Annotated in this window: 21 protein-coding genes; all 21 read left to right on the top strand. The window is 37.3% G+C overall.

The features are described from left to right. The first annotated feature begins 6 nt into the window (after nt 1–6). The 21 genes from RDV78_00745 to RDV78_00645 all read left to right on the top strand — a co-directional run bounded on the left by RDV78_00745 (nt 7) and on the right by RDV78_00645 (nt 21,016). Nucleotides 7–1,551 (top strand): cobyric acid synthase, encoded by a 1,545-nt coding sequence (locus tag RDV78_00745; GenBank protein MDS1029028.1) that lies wholly within the window; start codon nt 7–9, stop codon nt 1,549–1,551. A 1-nt stretch (nt 1,552) separates the two neighbouring features. Further along, nucleotides 1,553–2,512, top strand: coding sequence for an adenosylcobinamide-phosphate synthase CbiB (cbiB, locus tag RDV78_00740; protein ID MDS1029027.1), 960 nt, complete (start codon nt 1,553–1,555; stop codon nt 2,510–2,512). Between the two features lie 14 nt (nt 2,513–2,526). Next, on the top strand, nt 2,527–3,924 hold the full coding sequence (locus tag RDV78_00735) for a cobyrinate a,c-diamide synthase (GenBank protein ID MDS1029026.1): 1,398 nt from the start codon (nt 2,527–2,529) through the stop codon (nt 3,922–3,924). Nucleotides 3,925–3,958: 34 nt separating this feature from the next. After that, a complete protein-coding gene (cobS, locus tag RDV78_00730) occupies nt 3,959–4,708 on the top strand; it encodes an adenosylcobinamide-GDP ribazoletransferase (protein MDS1029025.1) in 750 nt (249 codons plus the stop codon). 11 nt (nt 4,709–4,719) lie between these two features. Beyond that, nucleotides 4,720–5,625, top strand: a complete 906-nt coding sequence (locus tag RDV78_00725; protein ID MDS1029024.1) for a GHMP kinase — start codon at nt 4,720–4,722, stop codon at nt 5,623–5,625. Next, entirely contained in the window at nt 5,622–6,698 is a 1,077-nt protein-coding gene (cobD, locus tag RDV78_00720) for a threonine-phosphate decarboxylase CobD (GenBank protein ID MDS1029023.1), read from the top strand. Before RDV78_00725 ends, cobD begins: the two co-directional genes overlap by 4 nt. Nucleotides 6,699–6,718: 20 nt before the next feature. Next, nucleotides 6,719–7,327, top strand: coding sequence for an alpha-ribazole phosphatase (cobC, locus tag RDV78_00715; protein ID MDS1029022.1), 609 nt, complete (start codon nt 6,719–6,721; stop codon nt 7,325–7,327). A gap of 64 nt (nt 7,328–7,391) precedes the next feature. Then, entirely contained in the window at nt 7,392–7,616 is a 225-nt protein-coding gene (locus RDV78_00710; GenBank protein MDS1029021.1) for a helix-turn-helix domain-containing protein, read from the top strand. Nucleotides 7,617–7,728: 112 nt separating this feature from the next. Then, nucleotides 7,729–9,183, top strand: coding sequence for an IMP dehydrogenase (guaB, locus tag RDV78_00705; protein MDS1029020.1), 1,455 nt, complete (start codon nt 7,729–7,731; stop codon nt 9,181–9,183). 16 nt (nt 9,184–9,199) lie between these two features. After that, entirely contained in the window at nt 9,200–9,913 is a 714-nt protein-coding gene (locus RDV78_00700) for an HAD family hydrolase (GenBank protein MDS1029019.1), read from the top strand. Nucleotides 9,914–10,039: 126 nt separating this feature from the next. Continuing rightward, nucleotides 10,040–10,231, top strand: a complete 192-nt coding sequence (locus RDV78_00695; protein MDS1029018.1) for a DUF1858 domain-containing protein — start codon at nt 10,040–10,042, stop codon at nt 10,229–10,231. A gap of 83 nt (nt 10,232–10,314) precedes the next feature. Then, on the top strand, nt 10,315–11,193 hold the full coding sequence (locus RDV78_00690; GenBank protein MDS1029017.1) for a YegS/Rv2252/BmrU family lipid kinase: 879 nt from the start codon (nt 10,315–10,317) through the stop codon (nt 11,191–11,193). Between the two features lie 269 nt (nt 11,194–11,462). Further along, a complete protein-coding gene (purE, locus tag RDV78_00685; protein MDS1029016.1) occupies nt 11,463–11,990 on the top strand; it encodes a 5-(carboxyamino)imidazole ribonucleotide mutase in 528 nt (175 codons plus the stop codon). A 31-nt stretch (nt 11,991–12,021) separates the two neighbouring features. Next, entirely contained in the window at nt 12,022–13,317 is a 1,296-nt protein-coding gene (gene purB, locus RDV78_00680) for an adenylosuccinate lyase (GenBank protein ID MDS1029015.1), read from the top strand. 17 nt (nt 13,318–13,334) lie between these two features. Continuing rightward, complete coding sequence (locus RDV78_00675; GenBank protein ID MDS1029014.1) at nt 13,335–14,042, top strand: phosphoribosylaminoimidazolesuccinocarboxamide synthase; 708 nt, start codon at nt 13,335–13,337, stop codon at nt 14,040–14,042. Between the two features lie 50 nt (nt 14,043–14,092). Further along, entirely contained in the window at nt 14,093–15,511 is a 1,419-nt protein-coding gene (gene purF / locus RDV78_00670; GenBank protein MDS1029013.1) for an amidophosphoribosyltransferase, read from the top strand. Next, the gene (gene purM / locus RDV78_00665; GenBank protein MDS1029012.1) at nt 15,511–16,554 is read left to right on the top strand and encodes a phosphoribosylformylglycinamidine cyclo-ligase; all 1,044 of its coding nucleotides are present in this window, start codon (nt 15,511–15,513) and stop codon (nt 16,552–16,554) included. The genes purF and purM overlap by 1 nt, the downstream gene beginning before the upstream one ends. Continuing rightward, nucleotides 16,548–17,153, top strand: a complete 606-nt coding sequence (gene purN, locus RDV78_00660; GenBank protein MDS1029011.1) for a phosphoribosylglycinamide formyltransferase — start codon at nt 16,548–16,550, stop codon at nt 17,151–17,153. The genes purM and purN overlap by 7 nt, the downstream gene beginning before the upstream one ends. A gap of 19 nt (nt 17,154–17,172) precedes the next feature. Continuing rightward, a complete protein-coding gene (gene purH, locus RDV78_00655; GenBank protein ID MDS1029010.1) occupies nt 17,173–18,696 on the top strand; it encodes a bifunctional phosphoribosylaminoimidazolecarboxamide formyltransferase/IMP cyclohydrolase in 1,524 nt (507 codons plus the stop codon). A gap of 63 nt (nt 18,697–18,759) precedes the next feature. Continuing rightward, complete coding sequence (purD, locus tag RDV78_00650; protein MDS1029009.1) at nt 18,760–20,025, top strand: phosphoribosylamine--glycine ligase; 1,266 nt, start codon at nt 18,760–18,762, stop codon at nt 20,023–20,025. 325 nt (nt 20,026–20,350) lie between these two features. Further along, complete coding sequence (locus RDV78_00645; GenBank protein MDS1029008.1) at nt 20,351–21,016, top strand: serine/threonine protein kinase; 666 nt, start codon at nt 20,351–20,353, stop codon at nt 21,014–21,016. Nucleotide 21,017: the final 1 nt, after the last annotated feature.

Genomic DNA, 21,017 nt, shown 5'->3' with positions numbered 1-21,017 from the left:
ATTATAATGGCCAAGTCAGTAATGCTTCAAGGAACAAGTTCTAATGTAGGTAAAAGCGTCTTAGCAGCTGCTTTATGCCGTATTTTTAAGCAAGATGGTCTAAAAGTTGTACCATTTAAATCTCAAAATATGGCTCTGAATTCTTTTGTAACTAAGGATGGTGGCGAAATGGGAAGGGCTCAAGTTGTCCAAGCTCAAGCTGCTGGCTTAGATCCTGCTGTTGAAATGAACCCTGTCTTATTAAAACCTACTGGTAATGCTTCATCCCAAGTTATTATTCTAGGCAAACCCATAGGGAATATTGGAGCTAAAGATTATCACATGAATTTTAACACGACAGCACTAGGAGTTATTCAAGATTGCCTGGATAAATTCAATGAACAATTTGACGTAATTGTCATTGAAGGAGCAGGTAGCCCTGTAGAAGTAAATTTAAAACCGAGAGATATAGCCAATATGAAGATAGCAAAAATGGCAGATGCACCTGTGCTGCTAGTGGCTGATATTGACCGAGGCGGGGCTATTGCATCTATTGTAGGAACCTTAGAATTATTAGACCCCGATGAACGTGACCGAGTTGCTGGTATTATAGTTAACAAGTTCAGAGGAGATATAGACTTATTAAAACCAGCAATCGATTTTATTGAAGAAAAAACAGGAAAACCAGTTTTAGGTGTAGTACCGTATTTTAAAGATTTCTCTATACCTGATGAAGATTCCGTTGCTTTAGAGGAGCAGAAAAGTCATCCAACGGAAAAGCAAGCAGACCAACTAGACATTGTAGTCGTTAGGTTGCCTCGTATTTCTAACTTTACCGATTTCGATCCCCTAGGACAAGAATTAGATGTTAACCTGAGATATTTAGGAGAACATGATGTTTTAGGAAAGCCTGATTTAATTATTATACCTGGCAGTAAGAATACAATTGAAGATATGTGTTATCTTGAAGAAACGGGCATTGCTACTGCCATCAAACAAGCAGTTCAAGATGGAGTTCCAGTGATTGGAATCTGCGGCGGCTTTCAAATTTTAGGTGAGTGGCTACATGATCCTCATCATACTGAAACTAAGCGAGATTCTAAAGAGGGCTTGGGGCTTTTAGCTATGGAAACCTTTTTTGAGCCAGAGAAAATTACAACATTAGTTGAGGCTGAAGTTTATGGTTCAGGGACGTTTCTAAGTTCTTGCCAAGGACAAAAAGTAACAGGTTATGAAATACATATGGGAAGAACAACCTTAAAGCAAGAATTACATCCTGCCTTTTTACTGAAAAAGAGAGGAGATCAGGTGTGCAGCGAATATGATGGAGCAGTAAGCCCTGATGGTAACATTTTGGGAACATATCTCCATGGTATCTTCGATAATGATCTATTTCGTCGTGAAGTTTTAAACATTTTACGGCAGAAAAAGGGCTGGGCTCCTTATAAAGGTGCTTTGGCAAATTACATTGAACAAAGAGAAAAAGATTATAATCTTTTAGCCGATGTTGTCAGGACTAGTATGAATATGGATTTGCTCTATAATATTGTGGGCCTCAATAGAGGTGAATAATGTGCAGTATTTTTTATCATCAGAAATATTTTTACTGGCCGTGGCCTTTGATTTACTAATTGGCGACCCCTTATGGCTTACACATCCCACACAAATATTTGGGTATGTAATCACCTTTTTAGAAAATATCTTGCGTCGCCGCCCTGAAAATTCACCTAAAAGGGAAATTCTGTTGGGTAGTGTATTAGTTGCTTTAGTTATCATATTTGCATACGCAGTGAGTTTTCTAATTCTTTGGTTGTGTTTTAAAATTAATTATTGGGTAGGGGTTATTGCTTCGGGATGGCTCCTTTCTACGACAATTGCCATTAAAGGTTTGGCTAAAGCTGGACATGATATTTTTCTTCTTCTGCAAAAAGGAGATATCCAGTTGGCTAGACAAAAAGTAGGCTATATTGTTGGACGTGATACAGATCAATTGTCAATAGCAGATATTGTCCGGGCTACTGTTGAAACAGTAGCGGAAAATATAGTGGATGGTATTATTTCTCCTTTGTTTTACGCTTTAATTGGAGGGGTACCGTTAGCTTTGGCTTATAGAGCCATAAATACTATGGACTCAATGCTAGGATATAAAAACGAAAAATATTTATATTTTGGGAGAGCTGCTGCTTTAGTTGATGATGTAGCAAATTATATTCCAGCTCGGATAACTGCAGGACTTCTACTTCTAGCAAGTGTATTATGTAAACTCAATTGGCGTAGCGCTTGGAAATATCTTCGAGAAGATGCCAAAAAACATCCAAGTCCAAACAGCGGTTTGCCGGAGGCGACTGTGGCTGGTGCATTAGGAATTTCTTTAGGCGGATTAAATTACTATGGGGGAATAGCTTCAAATAGAGCTATAATGGGTGAAGATATAGTTGAAAAAAAACCTTTACATATTATTACAACAATCCGTTTAATGTATTGCACTTGTGCTTTGGGGATAGCGCTTGGTTTAGTTTGCTTATTGTGGTGAAAGAGGGATAAAGCATGAAAATTCCACGCGTAGTGTTAGCTGGTACCCATAGTGGTGTCGGTAAAACAACTATTACTACTGGTATTATGGGTTATTTAACGAAGATTGGTTACAAAGTTCAGCCATACAAAGTTGGACCCGATTATATTGATCCTAGTTATCATACTTATGCTACAGGTAATGTTTCAAGAAATCTGGATATTTGGATGATGGGTGAGGAAACTTTACAGAACAATTTTGCCAAAACTGGTAGCCAAGCCGATATAGCTATTGTTGAAGGGGTAATGGGACTATTCGACGGTCATCAGGATCCAAATTTCCGGAGCAGTACTGCCGAGGTAGCAAAACTGCTAAAGGCTCCTGTTATCTTAATTATTAATGTCCATTCCATGGCTCAAAGCGCTGCAGCTATAGTCCTAGGCTATCAATTAATGGATCCGGAAATTAAGATTGCTGGTGTAATCCTAAACAGGATTGGCAGCCATCGCCATTTAACAATGGTTAAAAAAAGTATTGAAGAACGTACTAAAGTACCTGTTTTAGGTTATATAGGAAGATATCAAGAACTGAGTTTACCTGAAAGACATTTAGGATTAGTCCCAATGGCTGAGCGAGGAAACTTAAAAGATAATTTTATACAAATAGCTGATAAAGTTGTAGAACATTTAGATTTGGAAAAAATTCTAGCTATAGCTAATTCTGCTCCTGATTTAGCTATTTCTGAGCAAAATATACAGAACGCTAAATCTACGGAACAACTAAAAATTGCTATTGCCAAGGATGAAGCTTTTACTTTTTATTACCAAGACAGTTTAGATTACTTAACTAGTTTAGGTATTCAGCTAATATCTTTTAGCCCCTTAACAGATGCAGCATTGCCTGAGGGAATTAGTGGAATAATTATCGGCGGTGGTTTCCCGGAAATGTTTTTAGAACAGTTAGCGCAAAATAATGCACTAAAACAAGATATCCGCCAAAAAGCAGAGCAGGGCATGCCTTTGTATGCCGAATGTGGAGGATTAATGTATCTTAGTCAAGCTATAAAAGATTTTGAAGGTAGAGAATTCCCTATGGTTGGAATTGTTCCTGCCAAGACTCAAATGCAAAGACGCTTGGCAGGAATGGGTTATCGTGAGTATGAAGCTATTACAAATTCAATTTTGGGTTTAAAAGAACAAAAACTCCGGGGGCATGAATTCCATTATTCTTCTTTAGTTGACGTTGCAAATGATTTTCCTTGGGCCTATAGCTATCAGACTGTGGAAGGGAAAATTAAATATGAAGGGTACGCTCATGAAAATGTTTTAGCATCTTATTTGCATTGTCACTTAGTCGGCAATCCTATTGCCGCTCAAAATTTCCTTAATAACTGCCGGATGTATGCTAAAAAAAGTCGAGATTCGAAATTCTAAGTTTATATATACTTGTGAAGGGAGAAACGATTAGTTGAAACAACTGAAGAGTTTTCTATCGGGAGTACAATTTTTAACCCGAATACCTTGTCCAACATTTACTTTTGAAAGTATATATTTCGTGCAGGCATTGTTATATTATCCTGTAGTTGGCCTACTAATAGGTGCTATTTTAGTTGGGGAACATTATATATTAAGTCCTTTTTTAACAGCACCAATTTTAAGTGTTATTTTACTAATTTCCTATGTCTTAATTACAGGCGGTTTGCATTTAGACGGTCTGACTGATACTGCCGATGGCATTTTTTCTCATCGCTCTAGAGAACGAGTTTTAGAAATTATGAAAGACAGTAGAGTTGGAGCCCATGGTGTTACAGCAGCCGTTGTTACATTGCTTTTTAAATATAGTCTTTATCTAGAATTATCAACGAAATTATCTTACCCCTTATTTTTATCAGCATTTATTCTAAGCCGTTGGGGGATGGTTTTATTAATTCATTATTTTCCCTATTTGCGTGCTGAGGGCTTAGGTAAATTATATGCAGAAGGAAATACAAAAAAACAAGTCTTGGGCAGTACGTTATTAACTTTGCTCTTTTTAATGATACTCAATTGGAAAATCGGACTTATACTAATCGCTTTAGTTTGCTTAGCTACCTGGGTTTATGGCAGACTAATTTGTAATTTTTTAGGTGGTTTTACAGGAGATACTTATGGAGCTTATGCTGAACTAACAGAGGTGTACGTTTTATTGCTTGCGCTGCTAATACTAAGTTTAATGTAAGGAGGGATACTGTGTACGCCAAGGTAAGAGCTCCAGGTTCCTGTGGTGAATTGGTTCAGGGGGTAATAAATGGTAAGAATTTTTTAGTAACTTGCCCTGTTAATCAGTATTCTGAAGTATGTGTAAAGTTAGTTTCTAGAAGTAAAATGATATATGGTTCTGCCAATAAATATAAAGCTTTTCAAGCAGTTAGTAAGGTATTTGATGCGTTCGGTTGGGGGTATGGGGCAGAGGTCAAAATATGTTCCCAACTTCCTGCTGGTAAGGGTATGGCCAGCAGTACCGCTGACCTTAGCGCAGCTGCATTGGCAGCTGCACTAGCCTTAGATAAAGAATTAACATTAGATCATATTACGAAAATTGCTTTAGAAATTGAACCATCCGATGGAACATTTCTCCCCGGAATTGTAATGTTTGATCATTTAAAGGGATCTTTGTGTCAAATGCTGGGACAGCCTCCAAAATTAAAAATATGTATTGTAGATCCAGGTGGAGAAGTAGATACTGTTGAATTTAACCAAAAAGAAGATTTGTGGGAAAAAAATTTAGCTAAAGAAAAAGAAATAAAAAAAGCAGTACAATTGATAACTCAGGGTATAGAAAAAGCCTCTCCAAAATTAATTGGTGAAGCTGCTACAATTAGTTCCCTAGCAAATCAGGCAATTTTGTATAAACCGGGATTAGAAAAGTTAGTGGATCAGGTATTAAGTTTTAAAGGCTATGGTGTAAACATAGCTCATAGTGGCACTGTAATAGGTATTCTTATAGATGAAAATGATGATCGAGTAGAAGAATGGGAAAAATTAATTCAAAACGTTTTTAACAACCCAGTTAACTTTTATTGGAATAATTTAATTGGGGGTGGGTTAGAAGTGCTTGAAGTAAATTACCCAAATGAAAAGTGGTGCAGTTTATGAATGCTAGTGTTCCAGAACATGGCGGGAATTTAGAATGGGCTAAGAGTAGATTTAAGGTAGAAAAATTTATAGATTTTAGCGCTAACATTAATCCATTAGGTTGCCCACCAAGGGTTTTTGAAACAATAAAGGATTCATTAGATTTAATAATGCATTATCCAGATCCTGATTCTAGAAAATTAAAACAAAAACTTGAAAAATATTTTAGAATTGAGCAAAATCAAATTATTGTGGGCAATGGAGCAGTTGAATTGCTTTATTTAATTTGTCATTTACTTAAGCCCCAAAAAATATTAACCTTAGCGCCGTCATTTTCTGAATATGTTCGCGGAGCTGAAACTATTAAAGCTCAAATTGAGTATTATTATTTACATAGTGAAGATAATTTTAACATAGATTTGCTGGAATTAGATAAAAAACTTTCAGGAATTGATTTGTTTTTTCTGTGCAATCCAAATAATCCAACTGGTACAATCCTTAACTATAAAAAAATGCGCCAAATACAAAGCTTGTGTTTGAAACATCAGACTTTTTTAGTAGTGGATGAATCTTTTATTGATTTTATAGGAGATAAAGAAGAGTATTCTGTTAGGCATGATCTAGCTCAAAATAATAAATTATTTATTTTACATTCATTAACAAAGTTTTTTGCTTTACCCGGTTTACGTTTAGGATGTGGCTTTGGCAGTCCAGATATTATTTCGAAGTTAATAAAATTAAAAGATCCATGGAGTGTTAATGCACTTGCCCAGACAGCTGGCATTGCTGCTATAGACGATTCCACCTTCCAAGCTAAAACTATTGAATACGTAAATACTGAAAAAGACTTTCTTTTTACTAGACTTAATGAAATTAAAGGGCTAAAAGCTTTTTGCCCATCAGTTAATTTTGTTCTTGTACAAATTACCGGAGAAATTACCTCAGATGAGTTAGTAAATAGAATGGCAGAAAAAGGTGTTTTAATACGTAATTGTAAAACATTCCCTGGCTTAGGAGATAAATATATACGGGTAGCTGTACGAACTAGAGAAGAAAATTTAAGGCTTTTAATAGAACTTAATAATATCCTTTAGTATATAAATAGGAGGAGAAAATGACCGAAGTCTTATTAATTAGGCATGGCCAGACTCTATGGAATGAGAGTGGGAAATATCAAGGCCATACGGATGTAGCTTTGAGTCCGGAGGGACAAAAACAAGCGCAGATGTTAAGAGATAAATTAAAGACAAAAAAAATCACTGCTTTTTTTGCTAGCGACCTTTCAAGAGCATATGAAACAGCAAAAATAATTGCAGAGCCTCATCAAAAAGAAGTTACAGTTTTACCTGAATTTAGAGAGCTAAATTTTGGACAGTGGGAAGGCTTAAGTTATGATGAAATAATGGCAGACTACGGTGATATCGCAACAAAATGGTATAATGCTCCTGGAAATGTTTGTATTCCTGGCGGGGAGTCCTGTGAGCAGCTTCAGGAACGTTCACATAGAGCATTGCTAAATTTAGTCCAAAAATACCCTGAAGAAAGAATTGCTATCATTAGTCACGGTGGCACAATTAGAGGAGTAATTAGTGCAGCTATGGGCTGGAGTTTAGATTGTTTTTGGAGTTTATCCCAAGGGAATACTGCCTTAAATATACTGCAATTTTATGGCGATAAAGCAATTTTAAAGCTATATAATGATATTTGTCATTTAAATCTATAAAATAACATAATACAAAACAATTTTGGTTATAATAATTTTCAAATATATAAGGGAGTGACCAAAATTGAATGATGATTATGTTTCTAGAGTACCATGGAGTTTGGAGCCGAGTTTAAAGGAAAAAGCCCATGACGCTGGAATAAAATTTGATAATTTTATTGAAAATTTAGCTAAGAATCGTACGGATATGGAAATAGCTAAAGAATTAAATGTATCGGAGCAAACAATAGCAAATTTACGAGAGCATTTTGAAAAATATGGTATTCACTCCATTGTTGGGCAGGATTAACCTGCTTTTTTTCTTAAATAAAATATCATTCAAAGTATTTTGGTATAGCCAGATATAAATTTTGTGATATAATAATTGGAAATATATCAGGACAGTAAGAGGAGGAACAGCTTTGAATGCAGATAAGTTTACCAAGGAAGGATTAACTTTTGATGATGTATTACTGATACCAGCAGAATCAGCAATTTTGCCTAAAGATGCAGATGTCAGTACGTATTTAACAAAAAATATAAAATTGAATATTCCTATTATGAGTGCGGGGATGGATACAGTCACCGAATCCCGAATGGCTATTGCCATGGCCAGAGAGGGTGGAATTGGTGTTATACATAAAAACATTTCTATAGAAAAACAAGCCCTAGAAGTAGATAGAGTAAAAAGATCGGAGCATGGAGTAATCAGTGATCCAATTTATTTAAGTCCGGAACATAAAATAGAAGATGCATTAAATATTATGGAAAGATACCATATTTCCGGAGTACCGATTACAGTCCAAGGTAAATTAGTTGGTATTTTAACTAATAGGGATTTACGTTTTGAAAAAGATTTTACCCGCAAAATTAGCGAAGCAATGACAAAAGACAATCTAGTTGTTGCCCCTGTTGGAACTACTTTGGAACAAGCAAAAGAAATTTTGCAGCAACATAAGGTAGAAAAATTACCTATTGTTGATGAGAATTATAACTTAAGAGGTTTAATTACCATTAAAGATATTGAAAAAGCACGACAATATCCTAATGCGGCAAAAGATAGCAAAGGTAGACTAAGAGTAGCTGCAGCAATTGGGATAGCTCAGGGTACAATGGAGAGAGCCCAAGCCTTAGTTGAAGCAGGAGTGGATCTAATCGTAATTGATACTGCCCATGGTCATTCTTTAGGTGTAATTGAAATGGTAAAAAAGGTTAAGGATGCTTTTCCCTATGTAGATTTAGTTGCGGGAAATGTTGCTACTGCAGAAGCAACAGTTGCTTTAATTAAAGCAGGGGCTGATGCAGTAAAAGTCGGAGTAGGGCCTGGCTCTATATGTACAACAAGAGTTATTGCTGGAATAGGTGTTCCCCAAGTTACTGCTATTTACGATTGTGCAAATGCCGCTAAGCCTTATGGTGTTCCAGTAATTGGAGATGGTGGTATTAAACATTCCGGCGATATTACAAAGGCAATTGCAGCAGGTGCTAATGTGGTTATGATTGGAAGTCTGTTAGCGGGAACTGAAGAAAGCCCTGGTGAAATTGAAATTTATCAAGGAAGAAGTTTCAAAGTCTATCGAGGCATGGGATCTTTAGCAGCTATGAAAGAAGGTAGTAAAGATAGGTATTTCCAAGAGGATAGTAAAAAACTTGTACCAGAAGGCATAGAAGGTAGAGTTCCTTACAAAGGACCCCTGGCAGATACTACATTTCAGTTAATAGGCGGCTTAAGAGCAGGTATGGGTTACTGTGGTGCTTCAACTATAGATGATTTACAAAATAAAGGACGTTTTGTTCGCATTACAGGAGCTGGTTTAATCGAAAGCCATCCTCATGACATTATCATTACCAAAGAGGCACCTAATTATTCTGTATAACCTTAGGAGTGGTTCTATGATAGAGGCCATACTTTTTGATTTAGATGGTACATTATTGCCTATTAATACAGACCAATTTGTTGACAACTATTTAAAATTAATAAGCAGCAAGATGACAAAATACATGCAACCTGAGCAGTTTATTAAAGAATTAGTGGCTGCTACAGATGTTATGGTAAAAGATGTCGACCTAAATATTAGCAATGAGCAGTCTTTTTTTAACGCTTTTAGCCAATCAACTGGCTTGGCACGAGATGAAATTTTACCGGATTTTGACGCATTTTATAATGAACATTTTTGGATATTAGGGAACGATATCATACCTAAACCTATTGTTAAAGATATTATTTCCTTAGCACGTAAAAAATTTAAATTAGTTGTTGCAACAAACCCTGTCTTTCCTCTAGTTGCTTTAGTTGAGAGAATGCGTTGGGCAGGTATAGACCAGAGCGACTTTGTTTTAATTACAAGTTATGAATTAATGCATGCTTGCAAGCCCAATATGGAATATTTTTTAGAAATTACGCGCCAAATTGATGTTGAACCTGAAAAATGCCTAATGGTTGGAAATGATATTGATGAGGATATGGTAGCTAAAAAAATAGGAATGAAAACTTTTTTGGTTGATGAATTTTTAATTAATCGAAATGGCCTTCTTGTTGAATCTGATTATAGAGGAAGTTTAGAAGATTTGTACGATCTAATTACTAAATTGGAAAGCAAAAGTTAAAGTAGGACATAGAAAAAAGTGCAGGCCAATAATCTGCACTTTTTTTAGTTTGCCCGGCATGGTTAGGAATTGTTTAACTAGGTATACTATATTTATTATGGCTAAAAATGTGAGGAGGATTTAATTTTGAAAATCACAAAGGATACTTTAATTAGCGAAGCACTAAAAGCCAATGACAAGGCAGCTCAAATTTTAATTGACAATGGCATGGGCTGTTTAGGCTGTCCTTCTGCCCAAATGGAAAAATTAGAGCAGGCTGCCCAAGTTCACGGGCTAGATCTGGAAAAATTACTAAAAGAACTAAACGAAAAAAATTAGCTGGCACAGAATTGTTTTTATTTTTTTCAAATTTGTGTCATAATGTTTTTAAAGTTTAGAAACATAGTTGACGGAGGAGAAACATGGAAAGGGCTCTTTTGATTTATAATCCTTTTTCTGGAGATAGGGGAGTAGTTAATAGGCTAGATTTAATTATCCGGCGGCTCCAAGAAAAAAATATTTTTATTGTTCCTTACCGCTTAAACTTTCGGGACAGTTTCTTGTTAGTCCAACTTTTACAACAGGAGAAATTTGACTTTATTATTATCTCCGGCGGTGATGGCACCCTTAATTCTGTTGTCAATATTTTGTTATCCAATAATATCCATTTACCTATTGGGCTTATACCTGCAGGAACATGTAATGATTTTGCTAGGTGCCTTGGTCTACCTACGGATTTAAATCTATGTTTAGAGCTTATTTTAGCTGGCAGGACTATGGCTGTTGATGTAGGACTAATTAATGAAAAACAATATTTCCTAAGCAGCTGTGCCGGGGGAAATTTTGCCGATGTGTCTTTTAACACCCAAAATGAGCTTAAAAAGCATTTAGGCCCTTTTGCCTATTATCTAAAAGCATTAAGCGAGGTAACTAGTATCAAATCATTTAATATTAAGCTGGAAACAGAGCAAAAAACCTGGGAGGAAGAAGTTTTATTGTTCCTTGTTTTAAATGGCAAACATGCTGCCGGGTTCTCAAATTTAATTGACTGTGCTGATTTTACCGATGGAATTATGGATATTGTACTGGTTAAAAACTGTAATCACTTGGAAATGGCCAGCTTATTTTTTAAAGTTTTAAGTAGCGACGCTTTAAACGATAAGGATGTAACAATTATTAGAACTTCCATCTGCAACATTTATGCAGATAGCAGCATTGCTACCAGTATTGATGGAGAAAAGGGCTCAGATTTACCTTTCAACATTCGCTTTCTTAGCAAACGCTTAGAAATATTAATTTAACAATAACTACGAACAAAAATTTTAATCTTATTAAAAATGTTCGTATTTTACATTGCTTTAAGGATTTCAATCTGCTAAACTTTAGACAGTAAGCAGAAAGTGTACCTAGGGCGTTAGTGTCCGAGCGGTACAGGCGTGTTGACACGCTACACCGGAGGGGTAAAAGCCCAGACGGGAAGGTTTCAGCTTTTGGGCAAACCTGACTGTCTGGGCTTTAATTTTAAGTTTGGAAGACCTTTACCTTCATATAATTTTCAGGAGGAATTATCATGGCAGAAGAAATAAAAGTTGGTATAGTAATGGGAAGCGACTCTGACTTAAAAATAATGAAGGAAGCAGCCGATGTTTTAGCTCAGTTTGACATTGGCTATGAAGTTATTATTTCCTCAGCTCACCGTACTCCCCATGGCACTGCAGAATATGCAGAAAAGGCAGCAAGTAGAGGTTTAGAAGTGCTAATTGCCGGGGCAGGAGCAGCGGCTCACCTACCTGGAGTAATTGCAGCTTTAACTACTTTACCTGTAATTGGTGTTCCCATAAGTTCAGGAGCTTTACAAGGACAGGATGCATTATACGCTATTGTACAAATGCCCAAGGGAATACCCGTAGCCACAATGGCTATTAATAGTGCGAAAAACGCAGGCATTTTTGCTGCTGAAATATTAGGAGTTAAATATCCGGAAATAAGACAAAAATTAGCCGAATTCAAGCAAGAATTAGCGACAGAGTTACAAAAAAAGGCGGAAAAATTACAGCGGCTGGGTATTGATGGTTACCTAGCCGAAAAAAATAGCTAAAAAGACCTTAGGTCATAAGGAGGAAGGTTCCTTGATAGAACGTTACACTCTCCCAGAAATGGGTCAAGTTTGGAGCGATGAAAGTCGTTTTCGTAATTGGCTAAAAATTGAGGTTTTAGCATGTGAAGCCCAGGCCAAGTTAGGCAAGATTCCTATGGAAGCTTTAAAAGAAATTCAAGAGAAAGCAGATTTTGAATTGCTTAGAATTGCTGAAATTGAGGAAGTTACCCGCCACGATGTAATTGCTTTTTTGACTGCTGTAGCTGAAAAAGTTGGCGATGCATCAAAGTACATTCATATGGGTATGACTTCTTCCGATGTTCTGGATACTTGTTTGAGTATGCAAATGTGTGCAGCAGCAGATATTTTACAGGTGAAGCTAGTAAAGTTAAAAGAAATACTCATTAAACTGGCTAAAAAATATCAATATACTTTAATGATTGGAAGAACTCACGGTATTCATGCGGAGCCCATTACTTTTGGTTTAAAGATGGCCCTTTGGGTAACAGAAGTAGATAGATCTTTAGAAAGACTAAAAATGGCTAAAGAACAGGTTGCAGTGGGGAAGATCTCGGGGGCAGTAGGAACTTTTGCCAATATTGATCCCCAAGTAGAAGAATATGTTTGCGCAAAGCTTGGCTTAAAGCCGGCTTTAGTATCTACCCAAATTATCCAGAGAGACCGCCATGCTTATTACTTATCTACAATTGCTGTTATCGGCAGTTCCTTAGAAAAGTTTGCTACTGAAATTCGCAATTTACAGCGTACGGATTTGCATGAGGCTGAAGAAGCTTTTGCCAAAGGACAAAAAGGTTCATCCGCCATGCCTCATAAAAAGAATCCTATTACTGCCGAACGAGTTGCAGGGCTGGCACGTGTACTAAGGGGCAATGCTTTAGCAGCCTTAGAAAACGTTGCTCTTTGGCACGAAAGGGACATAACCCATTCTTCAGTAGAGAGAATTATTCTTCCTGATTCTACAATACTATTAGATTACATGTTGGCTAAGTTTAATAATATTATGGAAAATTTAGTAGTTTACCCGGAAGATATGCGGTCTAACTTAGAAAAAACCTTAGGTTTAGTGTTTTCTCAAAGAGTTATGCTTGCTCTTGTCAATAAAGGCATTCTCCGAGAAGATGCTTACCAATGGGTACAAAGAAACGCCTTACAAGCTTGGCAGACGAAAACGGAATTTAAAAAATTGGTTTTAGCTGACCAGGATATTATGAATAAGTTGACACAGGATGAAATTGAGGATTTGTTCGATTATAATTATCATCTCAAACAGATTGATTATATTTTTAAACGGGCTGGCATTAACTAAAAAGAGGTGTAAAGACAATGGTTAACAAATTAGAACAACTATATGAAGGTAAAGCTAAAAAAGTTTTTAAGACAGACAACCCTGATTTATATTGGGTAGAATATAAAGATGATGCAACAGCTTTTGACGGTAAAAAGAAAGGAACAATTCAAGGCAAAAGCTATTTTAACAATCAAATTTCCGCTATTTTCTTTAAGTATTTAGAAGAAAAAGGAATTACAACTCATTTCGTAGAACTGCTTAGCGATACGGAAATGCTCGTCAAAGCAGTAGAGATTATTCAAGTGGAAGTTATTGTACGCAACATTGCAGCAGGAAGTTTAGCAAAACGTTTAGGTTTGGCAGAAGGTACACCTTTAATTAAGCCAGTTATAGAGTTCTGCTATAAATCTGATGAACTAGGGGATCCAATGATTAATGATTACCACATTGCCACATTAGATTTAGCCGCAGAAGAAGAAATTGCTCAGATTAAAAAAATGGCTTGGGATGTAAATATCTTTTTAAAAGAAAGACTCACTCAATGCAATTTAAGTCTAATTGACTTTAAATTAGAATTTGGACGCTATCAAGGACAAGTTATCTTGGCAGACGAAATTTCACCGGATACCTGCCGCTTCTGGGATACAGAAACAAACGAAAAACTAGACAAAGATCGTTTCCGTAGAGATTTAGGCAGAGTTGAAGAAGCCTATGCAGAAGTTTTAAGAAGATTGCAAAGCTAATTGGAGGTAAAATATGGAACAAACGGATCAAAATTGGAGGGGGTGTCGGCATGAACCAATTTTTAGATGATAAGCTACACGAAGAATGTGGTGTCTTTGGTATTTACGGACCTAAATTAGATGTGGCTACTTTGACCTACTATGGGCTTTATGCGTTGCAGCACCGTGGACAAGAAAGTGCCGGCATAGCTGTATCCGATGGAAAGCTAATTAATTTGCATAAAAATATGGGTTTAGTGGCAGAAGTTTTTAATGAAGATAACTTAAATAAACTTAAGGGCTATATTGCTATTGGTCATGTACGCTACTCCACAACTGGAGCACCTTCTTTAGTTAATGCTCAACCATTATCTTTCCGCTATTTAAGAGGAATGGTTGCTCTTGCTCATAACGGCAATTTAACTAACGCAAACGATTTACGATACTCCTTAGGTACTACCGGTTCCGTTTTTCAATCTACCTCCGATACAGAGGTGATGATTAATTTAATCGCCCGTTATGGGCAAAATCCTATTGAAGAAGCATTAATGAAATGTATGATTGATATTAAAGGTGCTTATTCCATGCTAGTTATGACTGAAGATAAGTTAATTGGAGTGCGGGATTCCTATGGGGTAAGACCTTTATGCCTCGGAAAATTAGGGGATTCCTACTGCCTGGCTTCTGAGTCTTGCGCTTTAGATACAGTAGGTGCTACATTTATGCGTGATGTAGAGCCGGGAGAAATTATTGTCATCGATGCAAATGGTTTAAAATCCATTAAAACCATGGCTGCACCACATCGCAACTTATGTGTTTTTGAGTTAGTTTACTTAGCTCGTCCAGATAGTGTTATTGATGGAGAAGCTGTTAATATTGCCCGGCGAGAAATGGGCAAGCAGTTAGCTAGGGAAAAACTACTGGATGCAGATATAGTCATGTCCGTTCCTGATTCAGGAACGGCAGCTGCAGTAGGCTATGCAGAGGAATCGGGACTTCCCTATAAAGAGGGTTTGATGAAAAACCGCTATATTGGACGGACTTTTATTCAACCTTCCCAAAAAATGAGGGATATTGGGGTTAGACTAAAGCTCAATCCAATTGGCCATGTGTTAAAAGATCAAAGAGTTGTCTTAGTTGATGATTCCTTAGTTCGGGGCACAACCTCAAAAAAAATCATTCAAATGATGCGCAACGCAGGGGCCAAAGAAGTACATTTACTCATTAGTTCACCACCTATTATTTATCCCTGCTACTATGGCATCGATACTTCAGCGCGGGCTGAGCTTATTGCTGCTCAGAAAGAATTAGAGGAAATTAAGAAATATATTGGAGCAGATACACTTCATTATTTGAGTTTAGATGGGATGCTTTCAGCTACCAAGAGTGCTAGGGAAAATTTCTGTGTTGCTTGCTTTAATGGTGACTACAAAATTGAAATCTCCAAAAATATTGAAGGCAAATATGCCCTGGAAAGAGGGATGGCCTAATGGAAGAACAAAAACCAATTACCTATAAAGATGCTGGCGTAGATATTTCAGAAGGCAATCGAGCTGTAGGTTTAATGAAAAGGCACGTCCAAAAAACTTGGCGCCAGGAAGTCCTGGGGGATTTAGGGAGCTTTGGAGGATTTTTTGCCTTAAATAAAGATCAATATCAAGAACCTGTTTTAGTTTCTGGTACCGATGGAGTAGGAACTAAGCTGCGAATTGCTTTTCTGCTGGACAAGCACGATACTATTGGCATAGATGCTGTGGCTATGTGTGTTAATGATATTTTGGTCCAGGGAGCTGAACCTCTGTTTTTCTTAGATTATTTAGCAGTTGGCAAGCTTGTGCCGGAAAAAGTAGCCCAAATTGTCCAAGGTATTGCTGAAGGCTGCTGTCAAGCTGGCTGTGCTTTAATTGGGGGGGAAACTGCCGAAATGCCCGGCTTCTATGCTCAAGATGATTATGACGTGGCTGGTTTCGCCGTAGGTATCGTAGATAAAGGTAAAGTGATTGACGGGAAAAATATTGCCCCCGGCGATAAAATTATTGGGATTGCTTCAACAGGTCTTCACTCCAATGGCTACTCCTTAGCTAGGAAAGTTTTGTTAGATGTTGGGAAAATTCCTTTAACGAAAAATGTGCAAGAGCTAGGACAAACTTTAGGTGAAGAACTGCTGACCCCAACCAAAATTTACGTAAAAACTGTCTTAGAGCTTTTGCAGTCTTTTACAATTAAAGGTATGGCTCATATTACTGGAGGGGGTTTAACGGAGAATATTCCCCGTATACTTCCTGCCCAAGTCAACGCTCAAATCAATTTAGGAAGCTGGCCTGTGCTGCCTATTTTTCAACTGATTAAAAAACTAGGAAGTGTATCAGAAGCTGAAATGTTCCGTACCTTTAATATGGGTATTGGAATGGCATTGGTAGTTTCGGCTGCAGAAGAAAAAGCTGTTTTAGACTATCTACAAAAATTAGGGGAAAAGGCCTACTCTATCGGAGAGATTGTAAATGGAAGTGGAGTTGTGGAGTACAAATGTTAAAAGTAGGTATTCTAGTGTCAGGACGAGGCTCCAATATGGTAGCATTGCTGGAAGCTGCTAAAAAAAGAGAAATTGATGCGGAAATAGCGCTGGTTTTAAGCGATAACCAGACTGCTCCCGCTTTAAAAAAAGCCCAAAAATATGGCGTGAAAGCGGAATATGTTTCTCCGGAAAATTATGCCAGCAGAGAAGAATATGATTTGGCCTTGGTAGAAAAATTAAAAGCCTATGGAGTTGAGTTAGTAGTTTTAGCAGGTTACATGCGCTTAGTTACGCCACAATTTTTAGCAGCTTTTCCCAACAAAGTGGTTAATATTCACCCGGCACTCTTACCAGCTTTTCCTGGCTTACATGTCCAAGCCAAAGCAGTGGAGTATGGAGTTAAGTATTCTGGCTGTACTGTACATTTTGTGGATGCTGGGATGGACAGCGGTCCTATTATTGCTCAAGCTGTTGTACCTGTAGAAGATGATGATAACGAAGATACTTTGGCAGAACGTATTTTACAAGAAGAACATCGGCTGTTTCCTCAGGTAGTAGGCTTAATTGCTCAAGGAAAAGTAACTATTGTCGGGAGAAAAGTTAAAATTATCAGTTAATTGAAAGTGAGGGTTTAACGTGAAAAAAAGAGCTTTACTTAGCGTTTCAGATAAAACCGGCATCGTACAATTAGCAAAAGAATTAGTTGCTTTAGGATTTGAAGTACTTTCTACAGGTGGCACAGCCAAAACATTAAAGGAAAACAATGTTCCTGTTACTCCCGTCAGCGAGGCAACAGGTTTTCCGGAAATTTTAGAAGGCAGGGTTAAATCTCTGCATCCTAAAATTCACGGAGGCATTTTAGCAAAACGTATTCCTGAACATTTTGCTCAACTAGAAGAAAACTCAATTATCCCAATTGACGTAGTTGCTGTTAATCTTTACCCTTTTAAACAAACTATTTCCAAACCTAATGTTACAATTGATGAAGCCATTGAAAACATCGACATTGGCGGTCCATCTATGGTGAGAAGTGCTGCTAAGAATCATGCTTATGTTACAGTCGTAGTTAATCCGAGCCGTTATGCTGACATTATTGCTCAGTTAAAAGCTAATGGTGACACTACTGCCGAATTCCGTCGGGAACTTGCTTATGAAGCTTTTACCCATACAGCTCAATATGACTTGTTAATTAGTAATTACCTGAGAGAATTACTTGATAAAGAAAAATTTACTCCTGAATTTACCTTAAATGGTGAAAAAATCCAAGATTTGCGTTACGGGGAAAATCCTCATCAAAAAGCTGCTTTTTATCGTACAGAAAATACTGGTATAGCTGCAGCTGAAAAACTTCAGGGTAAAGAATTATCTTTTAACAATATTATGGATCTAGAAGCTGCTTGGAATATTGTCCAAGAATTTACTGAACCGGCTTGCGTCATTATTAAACATACCAACCCTTGTGGTGTAGCTATTGCTGATACTTTGGCTGATGCTTATGTTAAAGCATATGAAGCAGACCCAGTTTCTGCTTTTGGTGGTATCGTTGGTTTAAATAGAGAAGTAGATGCTAAAACAGCAGCGGAATTGGTAAAAATATTTTTGGAAGCAGTAGCGGCACCTAGCTTCAGCAAAGATGCTTTAGAAATTTTAAGCCAAAAACAAAATGTGCGTTTAATGACTGTTCCTACTGCTCAGCCAGAAAAGCTAACAGTAGATATTAAAAAAGTTAGCGGAGGATTTTTAGTTCAAGAAAAGGATACCCAACTGAATCAGGGAGATTGGAAATGGGTAACTGAACAAAAAGCTGCTGATAACTTAACCAAAGATTTGGATTTTGCTTGGAAAATTGTTAAACACGTTAAATCTAATGCCATAGTTATTGCTAAAGATGGTGTAACAACAGGTGTTGGGCCAGGCCAAACCAATCGGGTTGGGGCAGCAAAAATAGCTTTAGAAACATCTGGCGAAAAAGCCAAAGGGGCTGTCCTTGCTTCCGATGCCTTCTTTCCTTTCCACGATACAATTGATTTAGCTGCTGAGTATGGAGTTAAAGCAATTGTGCAGCCAGGTGGTTCATTAAAGGATGAAGAATCTATTGCAGCCTGCAATAAGCATGGAATTGCCATGGCCTTTACAGGAATGAGACATTTTAAACACTAAGTAATAAACTTACAGCAATAGGCCAAAAGTAGATATTAACCGCCTATAAGGAAGTGATCTAGTTTGAAGATATTAGTTGTGGGCAGCGGAGGCAGAGAACATGCTTTAGTCTGGAAGCTTGCCCAAAGCCCTAGGGCAGAAAAAATATATTGCGCTCCCGGTAATGGAGGCATTGCCAAACTGGCAGAATGTATACCCATTAAAGCAGAAGATATAGACGGCTTGCTTTCCTTTGCCCTCCAAGAAAAAATCGATCTAACTGTAGTAGGGCCGGAAGCTAGCTTGGTACGTGGTATCGCAGATTTATTTCAAGCCAATGGTTTAAAAATTTTTGCTCCTACCCAAAAAGCTGCTGAAATTGAAGGCAGCAAAAGCTTAGCTAAGATTTTAATGACTAAGTATCACCTGCCTACAGCAGACTATGCTACTTTTGAGGAGGTAGGGGAAGCTAAAGATTTTATCAGGAAGCTGGGCGCACCATGTGTTGTCAAAGCCGATGGACTGGCTGCCGGTAAGGGTGTAATCGTAGCAGCTACTATAGAGGAAGCTTTAGAATCTGTTGAGAATATGATGTGTGGACAAGCTTTTGGTGAGGCAGGTGCCAAAGTATTAGTTGAAGAATACTTACAGGGCGAAGAAGTAAGTGTTTTAGCTTTTACCGATGGAAAAGTTGTACGGCCTATGGTTTGGTCTCAAGACCATAAGAGAGTATATGATGGCGATCAAGGGCCAAACACGGGAGGAATGGGTGCTTATTCGCCGCCTAAAACATATAGTGATGAATTGAATCGGCAAATTCTTGAAACGGTGCTGCAACCCATTATAGATGGCTTAGCTAATGAAGGACGTTTTTACCAAGGTGTAATTTACGCAGGATTAATGCTGACCAAAGATGGGCCAAAGGTTTTGGAATTTAACGCCCGCTTTGGGGACCCGGAAACTCAGCCTGTCTTAATGCGCTTAGAAACAGATTTAATAGATATAATTGAAGCTATTTTAAATGAACGCCTAGAGGAAATAGAAATTACATGGAAAAAAGAAGCCAGCGTTTGTGTTGTTTTAGCCTCAGGAGGTTATCCAGGTAATTATGACAAAGGTATGGTAATTACAGGTTTAGACCAAGCAGAGAAACTAGGGGATATTCAAATTTTTCACGCTGGAACGGCATTGCAAAATGGCAAATATGTAACTAATGGCGGCAGAGTGTTAGGTGTGGCTGCTTTAGGCAAAGATGTAAAAACCGCTCTTGATAAAGCTTATGAGGCAGTGAAATTTATTGATTTTGAGGGTATGCACTATCGAAAAGATATTGGTTATAGAGCACTTTAAAATAAGTAATATTTCCCAGCTAATTGAAGTTGAAGTTATTAACCCCCTTATGAACTAGGCATAAATTATAGTACATCAATTTTTAGGGGGTATATTTTGCATTGTATGAAATTACCGCATATGCTTACGGTTTTCCGTATTTTCCTATTTCCATTTATGAAATTCAAGATATAATTGATGAAAATGGACCTCTTGGCCAAATGTTATACTAATTGCAAGGACAATTCCTTGCTTTTTTATTTTCTAACCTTTATCAAATTACTGGCAAAATACATCAATATTTTGTACAATTTAGACAAAAGACTTATTAAATGGAGAAAATGAAATGCTAGAAAACATTAGTAAAGAGCTGTCTTATGTTCGGGTAACTACCCTTAGAAAAGGCGACCCTGTTTTAGTAGAAAGCCATCCCTCTAATTGGCGTTGTGTTGGTGTTGGTAATTCGGCTGCAGTTTTTCAGCTAAAAAATGCACCTCATTTGTCAATAAAAGTTTATGCAGATAAGTATGCTTCTATTGCCCAGGATGAAGCAGCTATTTATCAGCAACTAGGTGATTCTCCTTTCTTTCCCCACTTCTATGGATACGGGGAAAATTATATTTGTATTGAGTATCGCCCTGGATGCAATATTAATGATTGCTTAGTCCAAGGTATTTATATACCAGAACAAGTTATTTATGATGTGGATGAAGCTATTGCCTATGCTCGCAGTCGAAACCTGAATCCAACGGATATTCATTCTAAAAATATTTTGGTTCATGAAGGACGAGGGTTTTTAATCGATGTTTCAGATTATGGCCAGACCGAAGAATGTAAGCGCTGGGACAACCTTAAGCAAGCTTATTATAACTACTACATAAAACTTTATCGGCCTGGATTTACGGTACCATCCTGGGTTTTAGAAATTATCCGCAAATGGTATAAAGCAAATGAAGCTAAAGACAACTTAGAGGATTTCGCCGAAACAATTGTTAGGCTCTTTTTTAAGTAGA

This window comes from Bacillota bacterium LX-D (assembly GCA_031628995.1).
Taxonomy (GTDB): domain Bacteria; phylum Bacillota; class DUOV01; order DUOV01; family Zhaonellaceae; genus JAVLUO01.
The sequence above is the reverse complement of the archived record's forward strand: the minus strand, read 5'-3'. Positions and strand labels throughout refer to the sequence as shown.